This is a genomic window from Flavobacterium filum DSM 17961, assembly GCF_000425465.1.
Classification (GTDB): Bacteria; Bacteroidota; Bacteroidia; order Flavobacteriales; family Flavobacteriaceae; genus Flavobacterium; species Flavobacterium filum.
Genome location: NZ_AUDM01000010.1, coordinates 105,356 through 123,454 on the forward strand (window position 1 = coordinate 105,356; position 18,099 = coordinate 123,454).

The 18,099-nt window shown below is 33.5% G+C and carries 15 protein-coding genes and 1 tRNA gene; 9 read left to right on the forward strand and 7 right to left on the reverse strand.

The genetic code is table 11. The features are described 5' to 3' along the window. Positions 1 to 48 precede the first annotated feature (48 nt). Both H601_RS0107555 and H601_RS0107560 read right to left on the reverse strand, forming a co-directional pair. Positions 49 to 1,800 carry a M14 family metallopeptidase gene (locus H601_RS0107555; protein WP_026710941.1) on the reverse strand — a complete coding sequence of 584 codons (1,752 nt, stop codon included), beginning with the start codon at positions 1,798 to 1,800 and terminating at the stop codon, positions 49 to 51. Between the two features lie 7 nt (positions 1,801 to 1,807). Continuing rightward, complete coding sequence (locus H601_RS0107560) at positions 1,808 to 3,451, reverse strand: M14 family metallopeptidase (RefSeq protein ID WP_026710942.1); 1,644 nt, start codon at positions 3,449 to 3,451, stop codon at positions 1,808 to 1,810. A 128-nt stretch (positions 3,452 to 3,579) separates the two neighbouring features. Between H601_RS0107560 and aroQ the strand changes: the two genes are divergently transcribed. Continuing rightward, a complete protein-coding gene (aroQ, locus tag H601_RS0107565) occupies positions 3,580 to 3,996 on the forward strand; it encodes a type II 3-dehydroquinate dehydratase (protein ID WP_026710943.1) in 417 nt (138 codons plus the stop codon). A gap of 6 nt (positions 3,997 to 4,002) precedes the next feature. Next, positions 4,003 to 6,480, forward strand: coding sequence for a DUF5686 and carboxypeptidase regulatory-like domain-containing protein (locus H601_RS0107570; RefSeq protein ID WP_026710944.1), 2,478 nt, complete (start codon positions 4,003 to 4,005; stop codon positions 6,478 to 6,480). Between the two features lie 71 nt (positions 6,481 to 6,551). Here H601_RS0107570 and murA read toward each other — a convergent pair whose 3' ends face one another. Genes murA through H601_RS0107585 form a run of 3 tightly spaced genes read right to left on the reverse strand, consistent with a single transcriptional unit; the run spans position 6,552 to position 8,870 of the window. Continuing rightward, positions 6,552 to 7,862, reverse strand: a complete 1,311-nt coding sequence (gene murA / locus H601_RS0107575) for a UDP-N-acetylglucosamine 1-carboxyvinyltransferase (protein WP_026710945.1) — start codon at positions 7,860 to 7,862, stop codon at positions 6,552 to 6,554. A gap of 10 nt (positions 7,863 to 7,872) precedes the next feature. Continuing rightward, the gene (locus H601_RS0107580) at positions 7,873 to 8,577 is read right to left on the reverse strand and encodes a DUF4290 domain-containing protein (protein WP_026710946.1); all 705 of its coding nucleotides are present in this window, start codon (positions 8,575 to 8,577) and stop codon (positions 7,873 to 7,875) included. Between the two features lie 8 nt (positions 8,578 to 8,585). Beyond that, positions 8,586 to 8,870, reverse strand: a complete 285-nt coding sequence (locus H601_RS0107585) for a DUF493 family protein (protein ID WP_026710947.1) — start codon at positions 8,868 to 8,870, stop codon at positions 8,586 to 8,588. A 186-nt stretch (positions 8,871 to 9,056) separates the two neighbouring features. Here H601_RS0107585 and H601_RS0107590 point away from each other — a divergent pair, with 186 nt between their 5' ends. The 5 genes from H601_RS0107590 to H601_RS0107610 all read left to right on the forward strand — a co-directional run bounded on the left by H601_RS0107590 (position 9,057) and on the right by H601_RS0107610 (position 13,576). Further along, the gene (locus tag H601_RS0107590; protein ID WP_026710948.1) at positions 9,057 to 9,590 is read left to right on the forward strand and encodes an AAA family ATPase; all 534 of its coding nucleotides are present in this window, start codon (positions 9,057 to 9,059) and stop codon (positions 9,588 to 9,590) included. An 8-nt stretch (positions 9,591 to 9,598) separates the two neighbouring features. Then, complete coding sequence (locus H601_RS0107595; protein WP_026710949.1) at positions 9,599 to 11,494, forward strand: RecQ family ATP-dependent DNA helicase; 1,896 nt, start codon at positions 9,599 to 9,601, stop codon at positions 11,492 to 11,494. Next, a complete protein-coding gene (gene fmt / locus H601_RS0107600; RefSeq protein ID WP_026710950.1) occupies positions 11,494 to 12,441 on the forward strand; it encodes a methionyl-tRNA formyltransferase in 948 nt (315 codons plus the stop codon). The genes H601_RS0107595 and fmt overlap by 1 nt, the downstream gene beginning before the upstream one ends. A 180-nt stretch (positions 12,442 to 12,621) precedes the next feature. After that, entirely contained in the window at positions 12,622 to 12,894 is a 273-nt protein-coding gene (locus H601_RS0107605) for an HU family DNA-binding protein (RefSeq protein ID WP_026710951.1), read from the forward strand. A 121-nt stretch (positions 12,895 to 13,015) separates the two neighbouring features. Then, positions 13,016 to 13,576, forward strand: a complete 561-nt coding sequence (locus H601_RS0107610; protein WP_026710952.1) for a YqgE/AlgH family protein — start codon at positions 13,016 to 13,018, stop codon at positions 13,574 to 13,576. Here the strand turns inward: H601_RS0107610 and H601_RS0107615 are convergent. Next, positions 13,568 to 14,392, reverse strand: a complete 825-nt coding sequence (locus H601_RS0107615; RefSeq protein WP_026710953.1) for an aminotransferase class IV — start codon at positions 14,390 to 14,392, stop codon at positions 13,568 to 13,570. The two genes, H601_RS0107610 and H601_RS0107615, sit on opposite strands and share 9 nt — an antisense overlap. A gap of 47 nt (positions 14,393 to 14,439) precedes the next feature. Further along, positions 14,440 to 14,832, reverse strand: coding sequence for an START-like domain-containing protein (locus tag H601_RS0107620; protein ID WP_026710954.1), 393 nt, complete (start codon positions 14,830 to 14,832; stop codon positions 14,440 to 14,442). A 148-nt stretch (positions 14,833 to 14,980) separates the two neighbouring features. Here H601_RS0107620 and H601_RS0107625 point away from each other — a divergent pair. Together H601_RS0107625 and H601_RS0107635 are read left to right on the forward strand one after the other, a co-directional pair. Then, positions 14,981 to 15,054: transfer RNA gene (locus H601_RS0107625), tRNA-Met, on the forward strand. A 299-nt stretch (positions 15,055 to 15,353) separates the two neighbouring features. Further along, entirely contained in the window at positions 15,354 to 17,996 is a 2,643-nt protein-coding gene (locus H601_RS0107635; protein WP_156900365.1) for a LamG-like jellyroll fold domain-containing protein, read from the forward strand. Positions 17,997 to 18,099: the final 103 nt, after the last annotated feature.

Genomic DNA, 18,099 nt, shown 5'->3' on the forward strand with positions numbered 1-18,099 from the left:
AGTTTAATTAGCTAAACTTATATGCCTTATATGGTTTAAATTCTACTATTACTTTCCTACTTTATCCGAAACAAAACCGCCTTTTGCACTGGATACTTCAACAGTTGCTCCATTCGGATTGCCACTTACAATCCATCTCACTTTTACATTACCCATTCCGGAAATATTGGCCACTTTGATGGTTTGTGGTGAATTTTTTTGTTCAGTAAATAAATTTAAATCTTCATTTTCAACTGTCATTCCTGTAATCACTTTCACCCCTTTCAAACTGATGTAATCAGGACGCTCAATTTTGTTTTTTATGTCATGTGTTGAATGCGTCGGAATGATTCTAGTATTCATAATTGTTGCTGTAACCGCTGTTAATCCACCTTGCAATTTCTCTGTTTTAATATCTACAATCTCCAATTTTGGTGTTTGATACGCATGATATAAGGTAAAAGCCATGTTTCGATGAGCGTCTTCCTGCAACATAAAACCAGGGTGATTTCTGATATAGTTTTTCTTAGCTCCGCCAATTTCAATTTCGCCAAACTGAGGATGATTGAAGGGTTTCCATTCTACATATCCATCACCAAACAACAAATATTTGTCAAATTCATTAAATTCATCATTGTCCCATCTGCTCCAAGAACTTTTTTGATTGAACAATTTATAGGAAGTCATCAATTCATTACTAAACGTAAAAATTCCTCTTGTAAGCGACAAATAATCAATTTCACCACCATAAACGGTATATAAATCTTTATGCAAAATGAAATAATTATAACCCGGAATCATTTTTTCACCCAATTTTCCGATGTTATCATACACTTCAATATCTTGTCTGCTATACAACGGATCATCTTCTGCCGCACCCGGTCCGCGTAAAAACATTCCACCATAATTATGATAACTTTGAGCTCCTGCAATATTTGGATGTTTGGTGACAAAATCTTTTACTGCCCGAGTTTCAGGTAAGGTCCCAGGATAAAATAAGGCACCGTTTTGTACATAATTGGGTTGCCAATTCCACCCCCAATCACGATTAGGATCATACGTTCCCACTTGATCTTCGTTTACTAATCCATCGCCGTCATTGTCCATTCCTTCGTATCCTAACATTTCATATTCGCCTTTTTCATCACCACGCACTTGATACATTCTAGTGGGATATTTAGGATCAATTTTAAAACGACCGGTTTTCGATTTGCGTCGCATCATCACAATGTTTCCATCGCTATCTAAATCATCCAATTTATCTTCATTTACCAAACCATCGCCATCGTTATCAAATGGTCGCATTCCGGAACGGGAAGTGTTGGAATTGTTTTCTTTGTAAATAAAATTTTCTCTCGCATCCGGACTAATGGTTAAAGCGATGTAAAATACTTTTTCTTTCAATAAATTAGCGATAAATTTAACTGAATGAAAGTTTTCTGCAAGATACCAAGCCGTATACATGGAAACTTCTACTCCTTGTAATTCATTCGCATGAATACCACCATCGATATAAAATCCGGGTTTATTTTTTTCTTCTCCTGTTTTAAAGTCGGTTAAGGTCAACACCCAAATGTCTCGTCCTTCAAATGACTTTCCAATGGATTCCATCTTAACCAAATTGGGATACGCTTTTACTAAATCTTTACCAAATTGTGTAATTTGAGCATAATCATGATAGCGATCCCACGACATTCTAACTTTTGGGTTGGCAGGAGAACCAATGGCTCGCATACCATTTAAATCTTGAGGAGCAATATTTTGAGCATAAATAGCTGTTGAAAACAAACTGATTAAGGCGAAGTATATTATTTTTTTCATGGCACACTTATTTTAAATCAATACTAATTTCTTTTACACCAGTGGTGGCACATCCTGTTGTGATAACCACTTTTCCTTTTCCGGCTATCAACCATGAATATTCTTCAGATTCATCCGGTTGAAGTGCATTTCGAAGAAAATATTTTCTACCGGATAACATCGATTGAATGGCATTCAATTTAATCTCAGTTTTCATTCTGGAAATAAAACGGATTTTATCACCAATTTCTGTGTAGGTTGGCAATAAACCTTTATTAGCTACTTTTAAAGTAACGCGATAAACATCTCCTTCTAATTTTTCAATTAACGGCTGAGTAGTCTCAATTTTTGGCATTGCACTAACCAAATCGGTTAAAAATAGTTTATGCTTATTTACTGCTTCATCTAAAAATTGAGCGGGCGGATTATGCATCACAAAAGGTAAAAATCCACCAACTTCCACTTTTTGATTCGGAAAATCAGGATGTTTAATTTCTGTCCAATTTAAAAACACATTTTTTACTTCATTTCTTTCTGCCCATTTTAAAAATTCAAGTTCTGGAAAAACTTCATTCATTTCTCCTTTTTTTGGTTTTTCCACTTTTGGAGCTGTTGAATCTTTTTTCATTTCTTCTTTTGGAATCCACCATCCGGGAGTAGAAAAGCTGAATCTTCCGGCATGAAAATAAGCAGTTTGGGCAAAATTTCCTTTAGTCATTGGCATTTTTGGTGCATCTTTTAAACCTGCTTTTTGCGAATATATTTTTGAAACTTGTTCAGCAGCTTTCACATCTTTTTCCATCCAACCTTTAATAATTCTACCCGAAGAAGATTTACTATCAAACTTAGGTGCCTCTGATAAGTTATTATGCATGCCAAACGTTATGACACCATAAATTTGTGGATTGAGGTATAAAAAATCTAGCAATGCTTTTGTTTCCGGTTCTGATGCAGCATAATTTCCAGCTCCTTTTTCAAATGCCGGATAATCAAAAGTAAAATTTTTATCGATGTTAACACCTTCTGAAAAGTCTTCGTTAAATTCACCATCTTTATCATTGTCTTTTCCTTCTGTAAACAATAGATATTTTCCAATTTGATTTTTACTTTGATCCGCTTTTACCAAAATCCTGTTGTCATCTGCATTTTCAATATAATTTCCGGCTACACTTTCCACTCGCATTTGTGAAATATAACCATCACTATTTAAGTCTTCAAATCCGTCTTCACCAAATTCACCGTCTTTGTCATCATCAGTTACCGTTGCATTTCCGCTTTTTTCAAATTTCAATTTACTGAAATAAGCAGCCGTTGCATCCGGATTTACGGAAGGAACAAAATAAAGCGTTTTTTCCTCCAAAACTTTAGAAAATGCATTATCAGTCAACAATTGTTCCATCAATTTTATCGACATCAATGTACCAGACTGATGCTTACCATCAATTCCGGCTGTAATTAATAAAGAAGGTTTAGTTTTTTCGCTTGAAGACAATGTAATCAACCAAATATCTTTACCTCCACTACTTTTGCCAATGGATTTGACTTTACAGTTTTTGTGTTTACTTTCTAAATCTTTTACCTTTTTAGAAAGACTTTCATACGAATAATAGTCACTTTGTGCTTGCATTATTCCAACACAAAACAGTGAAAAGAGTAATAATTTTAATTTCATAAATGGTATTTTAATTTAAAACGTGAAAATAATGGATTAAATATTCAATTTTGTTAATTTTAATCTAATGTTTTAAAATGTTGTTTTTGAAAGTTATTAATTACTAATTTTACTCAAAACAACACATCATGCAAATTCTACTTTTGAATGGCCCTAATTTGAACTTATTAGGCAAACGCGAACCCGATATTTATGGGAAGGAAGATTTTGAAACTTTTTTTGATTCATTGAAAAATAAATATCCACAAGTAAATCTTCACTATTTTCAAAGTAATATTGAAGGTGAAATCATCAACAAAATTCAAGAAGTTGGTTTTCATTATGATGGTATTATTTTGAATGCTGCGGCCTATACACATACTTCTATAGGAATTGGCGATGCTATAAAAGCGATTACCACTCCGGTTATTGAAGTACATATCTCGAATACATTTAGCAGAGAATCTTTTCGACATCAATCTTATATTGCTCCCAATGCAGCCGGAATCATTGTTGGTTTTGGTTTAAAAAGTTATGAATTAGCCTTACTTTCTTTCTTAAAATAAAAACCAATGAAATCTATTTTTACCTTTATTTTTATCTTTTTCAATCTTATTTCTAATGCTCAAGTAAAAGGAATTGTTTCCGATGAAAACGGAAATCCTTTGCCATATGTTAATATTTATATCGAAAATACCTATATCGGCACTACTTCAAATGAAAAAGGTCAATATGAATTACAAGTGCAAAATAAAGAACAAGTGACCGTGATATTTCAATATTTGGGATATAAAACGCAAAAACAAATTTTAAACATCACACAATTCCCTTACTTTTTGGATGTTAAACTTAAAGAAGAAAACTATTCTCTACAAGAAGTTGTCATCAGTTCAAAAGAAAATCCTGCCATACCCATTATTCGAAAAGCAATTGCAGCCAAAACTGTAAACTCTGATAAAACAGGAAAATTTACAGCTGATTTTTATTCGAAAGGGATTTTTAAATTAAAAAATGCTCCAAAGAAAATTCTCGGTCAAGAAATTGGCGATATGGATGGTGCGTTAGATTCAACCGGTTCCGGAATAATTTACCTTTCGGAAACGGTTTCAAAAATTACTTATGAGAAACCTAACAACTTAAAAGAGAAAATAATTGCCTCTAAAATCAGTGGAAACAATAATGGTTTTAGTTACAATACAGCTCAAGGCACACGATTTGACTTTTATGACAACGTTGTTGAATTGGGAACAAACATGATTTCTCCTATTGCTGACAACGCTTTTAGTTATTATAAATACACGCTAGAAGGAACTTTTTATGACGAACACAATCAATTGATTAATAAAATAAAAGTTACACCGAGAAGAGATGTAGAACCTGTTTTTGAAGGTTATATTTTTATTGTTGAAGATTCTTGGGCGATTTATGGTATTGATTTACAAACAAAAGGATACCGAATGAAGCAGGAATTTGTAAACACAATGTCGGTTACTCAAAACTTTAGTTATAATCCAATTTCAAAAATATGGGCAAAAAACGTTCAGGGTTTACAATTTGATGCAGGTGCTTTTGGTATCGTCTTTTCAGGAAAATTTACTTACGTTTTTAGTAATTATGAGTTTAAAGAGAGTTTTGAAAAGAAAACATTCACAAGTGAAATCTTAAGTTTTGAAGACCAAGCCAATAAGAAAGATACCAGTTATTGGAATACCATGCGTCCGGTTCCATTAACAGATGAAGAATCAATTGATTATCTGAAAAAAGACAGTATTCAAACATTACGAAAATCTAAACCCTATTTGGATTCTATTGACCGGAAAAACAATAAATTCAAGATTTTGAAAGCCTTAACAGGATATAGTTATCAAAATTCAGAAAAAAATTGGAGAATTAGCTATGATGGAATTTTAAAATCAATTTATTTTAATACCGTTCAAGGTTGGAATGTTACATCCAACATAACCTATACCAAGAGAAATGAAGATGAACGCACGTTTACCTCTTTTGGCACAAGATTAAATTATGGATTTGCAGAAGAGAAATTCAGAGCTACTGCCTTTTATACCACACGCTTAAATGCTAAAAACTTCAGTACACTATCATTCAGAGGAGGAAGTCAGGCTGTTCAGTTTAATCAAAATCAACCTATAAGTGCTCTTTTAAACAGTGTTGCTACCTTGTTTTTTAAAGAGAATTACATGAAATTATTCGAAAAGAATTTTATCAATGCCTCTTATAGTCAAGAAGTAGTAAACGGTTTTTATACTTCCGTTGCACTAGAATATGCTGAACGTAAACCATTATTTGACCAAACCGATTATACTTTAATTAAAAACAAAAAAGCCTATTTATCAAATAATCCACTTGATCCTACCGATTTTGATAATTCAGCGATTGAAAAACACAATTTGGTAAAATTTAACCTCAATACGCGTTTCAATTTTGGTCAAAAATACCTATCCCGACCGGATGGAAAAATTCCGGTTTCCGATGATGCATATCCAACACTTTATTTAGGATATGAAAAAGGGTTCGCAGGAAATGAATCTAACTATAATTATGATTTTGTTGCCGGAAGAATTTTCTATGAGCGTTCCCTTTCCAATAAAGGAAATATAGCCCTGAATGTAAAAGGTGGTACGTTTTTCAATGCCGATGATATTTCATTTGTAGATTACAGACATTTTAATGGCAACCAAATCAATGTGAGTACTGATAATCGTTATGTAAATCAATTTCTTCAACTACCTTATTACGCTTATAGCACCAATAAAAGTTATATGGAAACGCATATTGAATACGATACTGAAGGATATATTATGAATAAAATTCCGTTGTTGAACAAATTAAAATCAACGTTGATTTTGGGTTATCATCAACTAGCCATTCCCGATGTTAGACCGTATCAGGAGTTTAGTGTTGGATTAGACAAATTAGGTTTTGGAAAATTCAAATTGCTTCGTTTAGATTATGTTCGTTCGTATAGCGGAAGCAGTTATGTTGGCGATGGATTTATGTTTGGTATGCAATTTTTAAGCGTTTTAGAATAACCCTTTTCCCTATACAAAAATGCCCCAAACAGTTAAATACTATTTGGGGCATTTTTTTATTTCTTTATGATTTACACACGAACAATTTGAGCACCAATTGCTCTTAAACGTTCGTCAATTTTTTCATATCCTCTATCAATTTGTTCAATGTTTTGAATAGTACTGGTTCCTTTTGCAGATAATGCCGCAATCAACAAGGAAATTCCGGCACGAATATCCGGCGATGACATTGTTGTAGCTTTCAACTGAGATTGGAAATTATGACCAATTACGATTGCTCTATGCGGATCACACAAGATAATTTTGGCTCCCATGTCAATCAATTTATCAACAAAGAACAAGCGGCTTTCAAACATTTTTTGATGAATCAACACCTCGCCTTTTGCTTGAGTAGCAACTACTAATACAATACTCAATAAATCAGGTGTAAATCCCGGCCAAGGAGCATCTGCAATGGTTAAAATAGAACCATCAATATCTTTTTTAATTTCATATCCATCTTTGTGCTCAGGAATATAAATATCATCACCTTTTCTTTCAATGGTAATGCCTAATTTTCTAAACACATTCGGAATAACACCAAGATTATCCCAACTCACATTCTTAATTGTAATTTCACTTCTAGTCATGGCTGCTAATCCAATCCAGCTTCCAATTTCAATCATATCTGGAAGAATGCGATGTGTGCAACCACCCAAACTTTCTACTCCCTCAATTGTAAGCAAATTAGAACCTACTCCGGTGATTTTGGCACCCATTGAGTTTAACATTTTACACAATTGTTGCAAGTAAGGTTCACAAGCAGCATTATAGATGGTGGTTACTCCTTCTGCTAATACGGCAGCCATTACAATATTGGCTGTTCCGGTAACGGAAGCTTCATCCAGTAACATGTATGTTCCTTTTAATCTTCCTTCATTTTCAACACCGTAAAAATGGTCTTCGCGATTATATCTGAATTTTGCACCAAGATTGATAAACCCTTCAAAGTGCGTATCTAAACGTCTTCTTCCGATTTTATCGCCACCCGGTTTTGGAATATAACCTCTTCCAAATCTGGCTAATAAAGGGCCAACAATCATGATAGAACCTCGCAAAGAACCACCTTCTTTTTTGAAAGCTTCTGTTTCTAAATAACCAACATTCACTTCATCAGCTTGAAAAGTAATGGAGCCTGGCCCGTTCTTTTGCATTTTCACACCTAAATTACCCAACAGCGTAATTAACTTATTCACATCTATAATATCCGGAATATTGTTGATGGTTACTTTTTCAGCTGTTAATAAAACGGTACAAAGGATTTGAAGAGCTTCATTTTTTGCTCCTTGCGGATGTATTTCACCTTTTAAACGATGACCACCTTCTATTTTAAATGTTCCCATGAAAATCTAACTATTGCTTTTGATTGTTGTTTTTAAATGCTTTCGGGTTATTTTTATTTTTCTTTATTAAAATCTTTTTATTGTTTTGAGGAAGATTTTTATTAGAAACTTTTTTGTTAGTTCGCATCAAATCAGTTGTATTTGATAACTCTTCACTGCTTTGATGTAAATCAATTTTTCCGTTAGATAATTCCAATAAATGGTCAAAAATAGCTTTGTCGTCAACAGTATCTTTGTTCCAACTCAAATATGATTTTTTCATGTGATTGGCAATTACCTTGATCAATGCACTTTTCATTTCGCCCTCTTCCCATTTATTAGCCACATCAATCATGTATTTGATATTATTGCCATAAAAACGGTATTTCGGGTTTTTCTGTGGATATTCTAAACGTTCCGGTTTTAGATTGATAACTTCTCGTGTAGGAATTGGATATGGACTATCAACATCTAATTTAAAATCAGACATGATAAACAATTGATCCCACAATTTATGTTGAAAATCCAACACATCTCTCAGGTGCGGATTTAAACTTCCCATCACTTTGATGATGTATTTTGCCGCTTTATTCCGCTCTTCCCTATCTTCAATAACGGTGGCTTGATCAATTAATTTTTGCAAATGACGACCATATTCCGGTATCATTAAATGAGGTCGCTCTGCGTTATATTCTAAAAGATGCACAACTTGATGTGCTTTTTCGCTTTGATTCATTTGTTGCTTTATAAAGAAATTATTCCTTCAATAGTAGAAACTTCTAAGTATTTTTCAACTACGTGTTCCGGACTTTGCATGGGTACATTTACAGAAACACTTGTAAATTTACCGGTTTTTGATTGCGTTGTATTGATTACTGCACCCATGTTATCAAATGCATTTTCAACGGCTATTATTTTTGATTGATCGGTTGGCACAATAAATTTATATAAATATAAGGTCGGCCAAGACGAAGTTGTTCTTAATTCCTCTTTTAACCTTTCGTAAAATTCTTCTGTTTTTTTATCCATGCTTAAATTATTACACGCAAATATACAGCATTGATTTTGAATTTCGATTTTCTTCGGGTCGCATGCTGTATTTTTATCAACTTTTTATGTATTTAAGCAAAATTTGTTCCCAAAAAGGTTTAAAATGTATGACTCACTTGTTTTTGAAACAATATATTCTCAATTTTACCCCTTTATTTTACAAAAGTGAACAAGCAAATTATTGTTATAACGGGCGGACCCGGAACCGGAAAAACAACTTTAATAGAAGGATTGATTAAAACCGGATATAATTGTATGCCTGAAATTTCAAGAGAAATTATAAACGAGGCCCGAAAACAAGGTATTGAACAGCTTTTTTTAGAAAAACCTTTGTTGTTTAGCGAATTACTTCTGGAAGGAAGAAAAAAACAATTTCATAACGCCTCTCAACATGAAAATAATATTGTTTTTTTAGATCGAGGCATTCCTGACATTTTGGCTTACATGCATTATATTGGCGACAGTTATCCTGCATTTTTTGATGAAGCCTGCAAAGAAAATACGTATTCAAAAGTTTTTATTTTGCCACCATGGAAAGCTATTTATATGTCTGATGAACATCGATATGAAAATTTTGAACAAGCCAAATTAATCTATTCGCATCTTAAAGAAACCTACGAACATTATGGTTATGAGCTGATTGAAGTGCCAATGGATACCGTTGAAAACAGAATTCAATTTATTTTAGACGCATTGTAAATTCAAGAATGCAAAAACCGGAAGAAATACTAAAAAAATATTGGGGATATTCTTCTTTTCGAGAACCGCAATTAGACATCATTCAATCGGTTTTGGATGGAAAAGATACTATTGGTTTGTTGCCTACCGGTGGCGGTAAATCGGTATGTTTTCAAGTTCCGGCGATGATGAACGATGGAATTTGTTTGGTTATTTCTCCTTTGGTTGCTTTAATGAAAGACCAGGTTGACCAATTAAAAAAAAGAGACATCAAAGCGGTGGCGTTAACGGGTGGAATTTCTGTTGATGATATTACCACTTTGTTTGACAACTGTTTGTATGGCAATTATAAATTCTTGTATCTCTCACCTGAAAGACTTGAACAAGATTGGATTATTGAGAAAATAAAGAATCTTCCTGTCAATCTCATCGCAATTGATGAAGCACATTGTATCTCGCAATGGGGCCACGATTTTAGACCTTCCTATTTAAAGGTAAATGTATTGAAACAACATTTTCCGGGAGTTCCATTTTTAGCCTTGACAGCAACGGCAACCCAGCGAGTGAAACAGGATATTATTGAACAATTAAATCTAGAAAAACCTCAACTTTTCCAAAAATCGTTTGCTCGAGAAAATTTAAGTTATCACGTTATTCCTTCGGAAGATAAATTATATCAAATTACGCAGATTTTAAATCGGCAACCTGAACCTTCAATTATCTATGTCCGCAATCGAAAAAACTGTGTTGAAATTGCAGAACAACTTTCCAAACTAGGATTTAAAGCTAATTTTTATCATGGTGGATTAACCATGCGGGAAAAAACCAAAAATATGGAAGATTGGATGACTGAAAAAACACCAATTATGGTCGCCACCAATGCTTTTGGAATGGGAATTGACAAAGCAAATGTTCGAACAGTTATTCATTTTCAACTTCCCGATAATTTAGAAAACTATTATCAAGAAGCCGGAAGAGCCGGAAGAAATGGTGAAATGGCTCAAGCAATCTTATTGTTAGGACCCAACGACTGTAACCAAGTTCAATCACAATTGAACAATAGTTTGCCGGACAAAGAATATTTGAAATCGGTTTTTACTAAATTGTGTAATTACTTTCAAATTGCCTATGGAGAAGGAATTGATGATGAATTTTCATTTAACCTGAATCATTTTTGCATTCAATATCAGTTGCCCGTTGTAAAAACATACAACGCATTAATTTTTTTAAACAATCAAGGAATCATTCATTTTAGTCAAGAGTTTTCTGAAAAAGTCTTGCTTCAATTTATCATCGAAAGTAAAGAAGTCATTCGCTATATTAGTTTGCATCGCCATCAAGAGGAAATTATTTTAACGATTTTACGAACCTATTCCGGTATTTACGATACCACAACTGCCATTAACGTTTCTTTGATTGCAAAAAAATCAGGTGTTTCGGAATCAGATGTAGAAGATGTATTATCGCAATTACATCAAAAAGGAATTGTTTCCTATGCCGCAAAAAGCAATGATTCTAAAATTACCTTTTTAGAAGTAAGAGAAGACGACAGAACATTGAGCAGAACATTTAAATATTTAACTTCACAAAACGAATTAAAAACAGCACAGTTATCAAGTGTGATTAACTATGTTTCTGATACCAAAACGTGTAAAAGTGTCTTACTTTTGCAGTACTTTGGTGAAAAAAATGTGAAAAATTGCGGACATTGTTCTTCTTGCAAATCATCCAAAGCCCTTACGTCTGAAAATGATAAATTGAAAGATAAAATTATATATCTGTTAACAGAAAGAGAACTAAGCTCAAGAGAATTACAACAAATTGTTTTAGCAGAAGACGAACCTTTACTTCAAGCCATCAGAGAACTTTTAGACGAACAAAAAATTATAGTATTACCCAACAATAAATTTAAATCAAAACAATAATGGAAAAACTTCGAATCGTTTTTATGGGAACACCTGATTTTGCGGTTGGCATTTTAGATGCGTTGCTCCAAAACCATTATAATGTAGTTGGTGTGATTACAGCTGCTGACAAACCCGCCGGTCGTGGTCAAAAAATGAATGTTTCAGCAGTAAAAGAATATGCTTTATCAAAACAGCTTACACTTTTGCAACCTACCAATTTAAAAGACGAAGGATTTATTGAAAAATTAAAAAGTTTGCAGGCCAATTGTCAAGTGGTTGTTGCGTTTAGAATGTTGCCTGAAGTCGTTTGGAAAATGCCAAAATTCGGCACCTTTAATCTTCATGCTTCATTATTGCCAAACTATCGTGGAGCAGCACCCATCAATTGGGCAATAATTAATGGAGAGATAAAGACCGGAGTTACCACTTTTTTTATTGACGACAAAATTGATACGGGTGCCATCATTCTTAAAGAAGAAACAAACATCGAACCCAACGAAAATGCCGGTCAACTTCATGATCGATTGATGCAAATGGGTTGTAAAACAGTTATCGAAACGTTACAATTAATTGAAAATAACACGGTAACCACAACTATTCAAGTGGATACACCGGAAATTAAAACGGCCTACAAGCTAAACCGCGACAATTGTAAAATAAATTGGCAAAAACTAGGAATTGAAATTTTTAATTTAATTAGAGGACTTTCCCCTTATCCAACGGCTTGGTCTTTAATTAAAGATGGAGAAGAAGAATGGGCTGTTAAAATTTATGAAGCAACCTTTGTAGCCAGCAACCATTCTTTACCGATTGGAAAAATACAAACAACAAAAAAAGAAATGAAAATAGCGGTTCACGACGGATTTATCCACATTCATGCTATTCAATTTCCGGGAAAAAGAAAAATGCTTACTGCCGAGTTGCTCAACGGGATGACATTTTCTGAAAATGCTCAAGCCTTGTAAGGACTGATTTTTGCTAGAAAAACACTTAAAAAGTGCCGTTTGTCGTGGCTTTATCAACAAAAACATTGAAGTTATCAACAAAACACACGAAAAATCACGAAAAGTCTTGCCTAGTAAGGAAATCCTATTAAATTTGTTACAATTAACTTTATGTTTAACCAACAATTAATAACTATTATTATGAACAAATCAGAATTAATCGATGCTATTGCTGCTGACGCAGGAATTACTAAAGCAGCTGCAAAATTAGCTTTAGAATCATTTTTAGGAAATGTAGGTGCTACTTTGAAAAAAGGTGGAAGAGTTTCTTTAGTAGGATTTGGATCTTGGTCAGTATCTAAAAGAGCTGCAAGAGAAGGAAGAAATCCACAAACTGGAAAAACTATCAAAATTGCTGCTAAAAATGTAGTTAAATTTAAAGCAGGTGCTGAATTAGAAGGTTCTGTTAACTAATTTAATTTAGTAGATATAAAGAAAATCTTCCTTTACGGAAGATTTTTTTTTTGACATTTTTAAGAAAATATTTGGACTTTTATGATAAAATTCTGTAATTTTATTAAAAATTTGTTGCCAAATGATTAAAGAAAAACTTAAAAAAGGTCATTTGCTCATAGCAGAACCTTCCATTTATGGTGATTTGTCTTTTAATAGGTCGGTAATTTTATTAGCCGATCATAATCCTGAAGGCACAGTTGGTTTCATTTTAAACAAACCTTTAGAATATACCCTTACTGATTTGGTTCCTGAAATCGAATCTTCCTTTACCGTTTACAATGGCGGTCCGGTTGAACAAGATAATTTATACTTTATTCATACTGTTCCTGAATTAATTCCGGATAGTGTTGAGATTTCTAACGGAATTTATTGGGGTGGCAACTTTGAAAAAACCAGAGATTTAATTAATGATGGTGTTATTCAAAAAGAAAATATTCGATTCTTTTTAGGGTACACCGGTTGGAGTGCCAATCAATTGGAAGACGAATTGAATGCCAATTCCTGGATTTTGATTGAAAACAATTTCAAACAAAACATCTTGATGAAATCATCGGTCGATTTTTGGAAAGAACAATTAATCGAACTCGGTGGCGAATATTTAATTTGGTCAAACGCTCCTGAAAATCCGATGTTAAATTAGTTCATTTACTTTTTCTAAAAGTAATTTTGACCAGTTTGTTTCAAATTCTTTCTTGCGGTATTTTGTAATAGGTTGAATACCTGTGATTACATTTGTAATGAATAATTCTGATGCTTTTTGTAAATCAAATGGCGAAATTGGTGCTTCGGTAACCGTTAATCCTTCTATATTTTTTGCTATTGAGAGAAGTTGCTTACGTAATATGCCATTCAAACAGCCTTCGGTTAAGGGTGGTGTAATTAATGTATCGCCCATCATCATAAACAAATTCCCATTTAACGCCTCCACTACTGATTTTTCTTCGTTGAGTAACAAGCAATTTTGATAACCGTTTTCTTCTGCATAAATACTGCCTACAACTTGAATGGCTTTATTAGTTGTTTTGAGTGTAGAAAGTAATTGTTTCGTTATATAGAAATCTTTATACAATTCAACTTCGTAGTTATCAGAAGAAAAATGATACTTTTTATCTAGAAGAGGTTGAACAGAAATTAAATACGAAACCGCATTATCCTTTGGTAAATAAAAACCACCATCATTTCTAAAAACCGTTAATCGAACTCTTGAGGATTCCGTTAAATTGGCTTCTTTAACTAATTTCAAAACTTCATTTTCCAAAAATTCTAATGTAAAACTCATTGGAATTTTCATTCTAAGAATTCGCATGGAAGCCATCAGTCGGAAATAATGGTCTTCAAAAAATAAAATTCTTCCTTCAACAATTTTTAACGTTTCAAAAACTGCATCACCGTATAGAAAAGCTCTATTGGTTGACAACATCATTTCGTCTTGAATACTCCCATTAAAATTAACCATAAAAAAAGCCCTGAAAATTCAGGGCAAATATAATTCAAATCCTATAATTAAACTGAACCAATAACATGCTTCAAATCAGAAATTTGATTTTCCCACAATAATTTGGACTCTTCAATTTCATCTTCATAAGCAAAATCAATCACTACTAAAGAAACATCTTTTGTAATTTCATCTTCCATGATTTTTAATTCAAAATAATATTCGGTGTCTTTGTCATTTTCATCAATCCATTTGAATTTGATACGTTCACCTGTTTTTTTGGAAGCCAAACGAGCACGCTCTTTTGTATCGTCCCAAATAAAAGTAAACAACTCACCTCTTGAATTTACGTTGTCTGCAAACCATTCTGATAACCCGGAAGGAGTAGAAATATATTGATATAGAAGTTGTGGCGAAGAATTAATCGGAAACTCTATTTCATAACGTAGTTTTGAATCCATATTTAGAAAAATTTTGAGCAATATATTGAATATAAACACAAAAAAAAAGCGATTTTTAAAATAAAAATATTTTATCATTATATGTTTGGAAGCTTTACTATTATTTATATATTTGCACCCGCATTCACAAAGTGATGAATCCTTATTTGGCGAGGTAGCTCAGTTGGTTAGAGCGTTGGATTCATAACCCAAAGGTCACGGGTTCAACTCCCGTCTTCGCTACTAAAAGTCCCCGATTGGGGACTTTTTTATTTTTACGCTATTTCTTTTCGTTTAAAAAAGCACTACATATTTTCTGTTTTTAAACTTTTTCACCTCATTCAAGCTATAAATTACAATTATTTCCATCTTTATTTATAAAACTTCCACATCTAAAATGATTACATTTTGTAAGTTATTTATATTAACTTTTAATATTTTTATGCATTTCATCGATTATTTTATACATTTTATCGATTAATTGAAAATCGTTTTTACCTTTGAATCGTCAAAAATCTAAAATCAATTTAACCTCATTAACGATGAAAAAGGTTATTGTAAAAAAATCTATTTTCACATTGCTACTCTTAGTCATGTGCCAAATAGAAAGTAACGCAAAAAGTGAAGTAAAAGAATGTAAACCCATTCAAGCTCACACAAACGGCCAAGAATCCGTATTGAATAGTAACCAAAAAGCGTTTTTGCATTTTAATGGAATTAATGCATATGGAACCGCTGATGGCATTTTAGAAGGACTGGAAAAAACAACCTTGATGGGTTGGATAAGTTTATCACCTCAATTTCAAAATGATGCCTTTATCATGGGGGAAAACAATTTCAATATCAGTTGTACTACCAACAGAAAAATTGTTGTGACTTGTAATGCAATTACATTGACAAGCTCCATCTCGTTAGATACTTCACGCTGGTATCACATTACAGCTTCTTACAATGGTTCAAGCTTAAAATTGTACCTTAACGGAAAATTAATACAACAACAAAATTCGACCGGTACCATTCAACAATCAGAAAATGATACTTTTTCAATAGGAAAAAATCCTACTCAAAACACCCACTATTTTAATGGAAAATTAGATGAAGTAAGGGTTTTTAATGAAAGTTTATCGGATACTCACATCCAGCAAATGGTGTACCAAGAAATTACCAATCATAATGGTACGGTAAGAGGCGTAACTATCCCAAAAAACTTCACAAACCTAAATTATAGTGCTTTGATTCGCTATTACAAAATGGATTTGATTCAAAACAGTATAGTACAAAATCAAACACAAAATACACCTGATAACGCTGAAGGAATTCAACTTTTTAATATCAACGCTGTTGGTATTCAAGAAGCTCCAATGCCTTTAGTAACAAAAAGAAACGGCAATTTTACCACAGCTATTCAAGATGATTCAACCGATATTTTCGGAAAAGATGCCGAAACCTATCCTTGGGCTATCATCCAAGTGAGTCATGACATTACACAATTTGCGAATGTCGTTAACTTAGGTCTAATTGTGGATTCGGGTAAAAAAATCACCCTGTTAAACGACACAAAAATCGAAAACAGAGGATACTTAAAACTAAACGGTAAAATCGATTTGGAAGGTGAAGCACAACTTATTCAAACCAGTGAAAGTATTTTAGACCCAACCAGTTCAGGTATATTGGAAAGAGACCAACAAGGTCAGTCCAATCGATACAATTACAATTATTGGTCGTCGCCGGTTAGCACGCCTAATGCAACAACCATCAATCACGGTTATACTGTAGCCGGTGTAATGAAAGACGGCAGCAATAGTCAACCACAAAATATTGCTTGGGTAAGTAGCACAAATAACCCTACCACCAGCAATCCAATTACACTTAGTAGCTATTGGATTTATAAGTTTCAGAATTTAACGCCTCTTTATGCCAATTGGTCAACTGTTGGACAAAATGGATTATTGCAAGCCGGACAAGGCTATACTTTAAAAGGTAGCGGTACAGATGCTCCATTTCAAAACTATACGTTTGTGGGAAAACCTAATAATGGAACCATTACTGTTCCGGTTTCGCCTAACAATTTGAATTTGGCCGGAAACCCCTATCCTTCTGCCTTAGATGCACATACATTTATTAAAGACAATTGTAATGTAATCAACGGAACCTTATATTTTTGGGAACATTTTGCCAGCAATAATACCCATAATTTATCCGGTTATCAAGGGGGTTATGGAGCCATAACGCTTGTTGGCGGTATCAAACCGGTAGCTCAGACTGGTGAAAATAATTTGAGTTCAAACACCAAAACTCCGGGACGTTTTATTCCGGTAGGACAAGGTTTTTTTGTAACAGGTAATGACCAAGGCGGTTTAATTACGTTCCAAAACAGTCAGCGTTTGTTTATTAAAGAAATCAATGAACAGTCTTTTGATTTATTTCGTCCGGCATCTACTACTGCTTTGGCGAATGATCAACTTCTTCCTGACAACATCGAAGACCCGATTGAAGAGGAAGCTTTTGCCAAAATTAAAATCGGATTTAATTCGTATAACAACTACCATAGAGAAATTTTATTAGGCTTCATGAACGAATGGGCTACCGATAATATCGACCCCGGCTATGATGCCATTCATATTGATAATCAACAAAATGACATGTATTTCATGAATGGTTCCAATAAATTGGTCATTCAGGGAGTGGGTTATTTTGATGTAAACAAAAAATACCCGTTAGGAGTAAAAACCTATGAAGCCGGAAACGTTCAATTTACTTTAGACGAGGTTATGAATTGGGATGAAAACATTGATATTTTCATTCTAGACAAAACCACCGGAATACATCACCCGATTCAAAATGGTCCTTTTACGGTTTATTTGGCACAAGGCGAAATACACAACCGTTTTGAATTAACGTTTAGCAACCAAGCGTTATCCAATCCTGATTTTAGCTTAGCCCAAGAAATTGGAGTTGCTTTTTCAAATGCCCAAAATTTACTTACTATACAAAACTTAACCGATGTTACTGTGCAAACAGTGAATATCATTACAATCCTGGGCCAGACCCTTGCCACCTGGAATGTTGAAAACGAAACCCAAACCAACATTTCGTTACCGGTGAGCAACGTGAGTACTGGCACCTACATTGTTCGTTTGCAAACAACTGCCGGAACAATTAGCAAAAAAATCATTATTAAATAGGGTTTTGATAATTGATTTTTGACACCGAAAGGCCCCTCGACGTGAGGGGCTTTTCATTTTTATTCAAATTATTAACTTAGAAAGTTTTACTTTCAATCCCTCA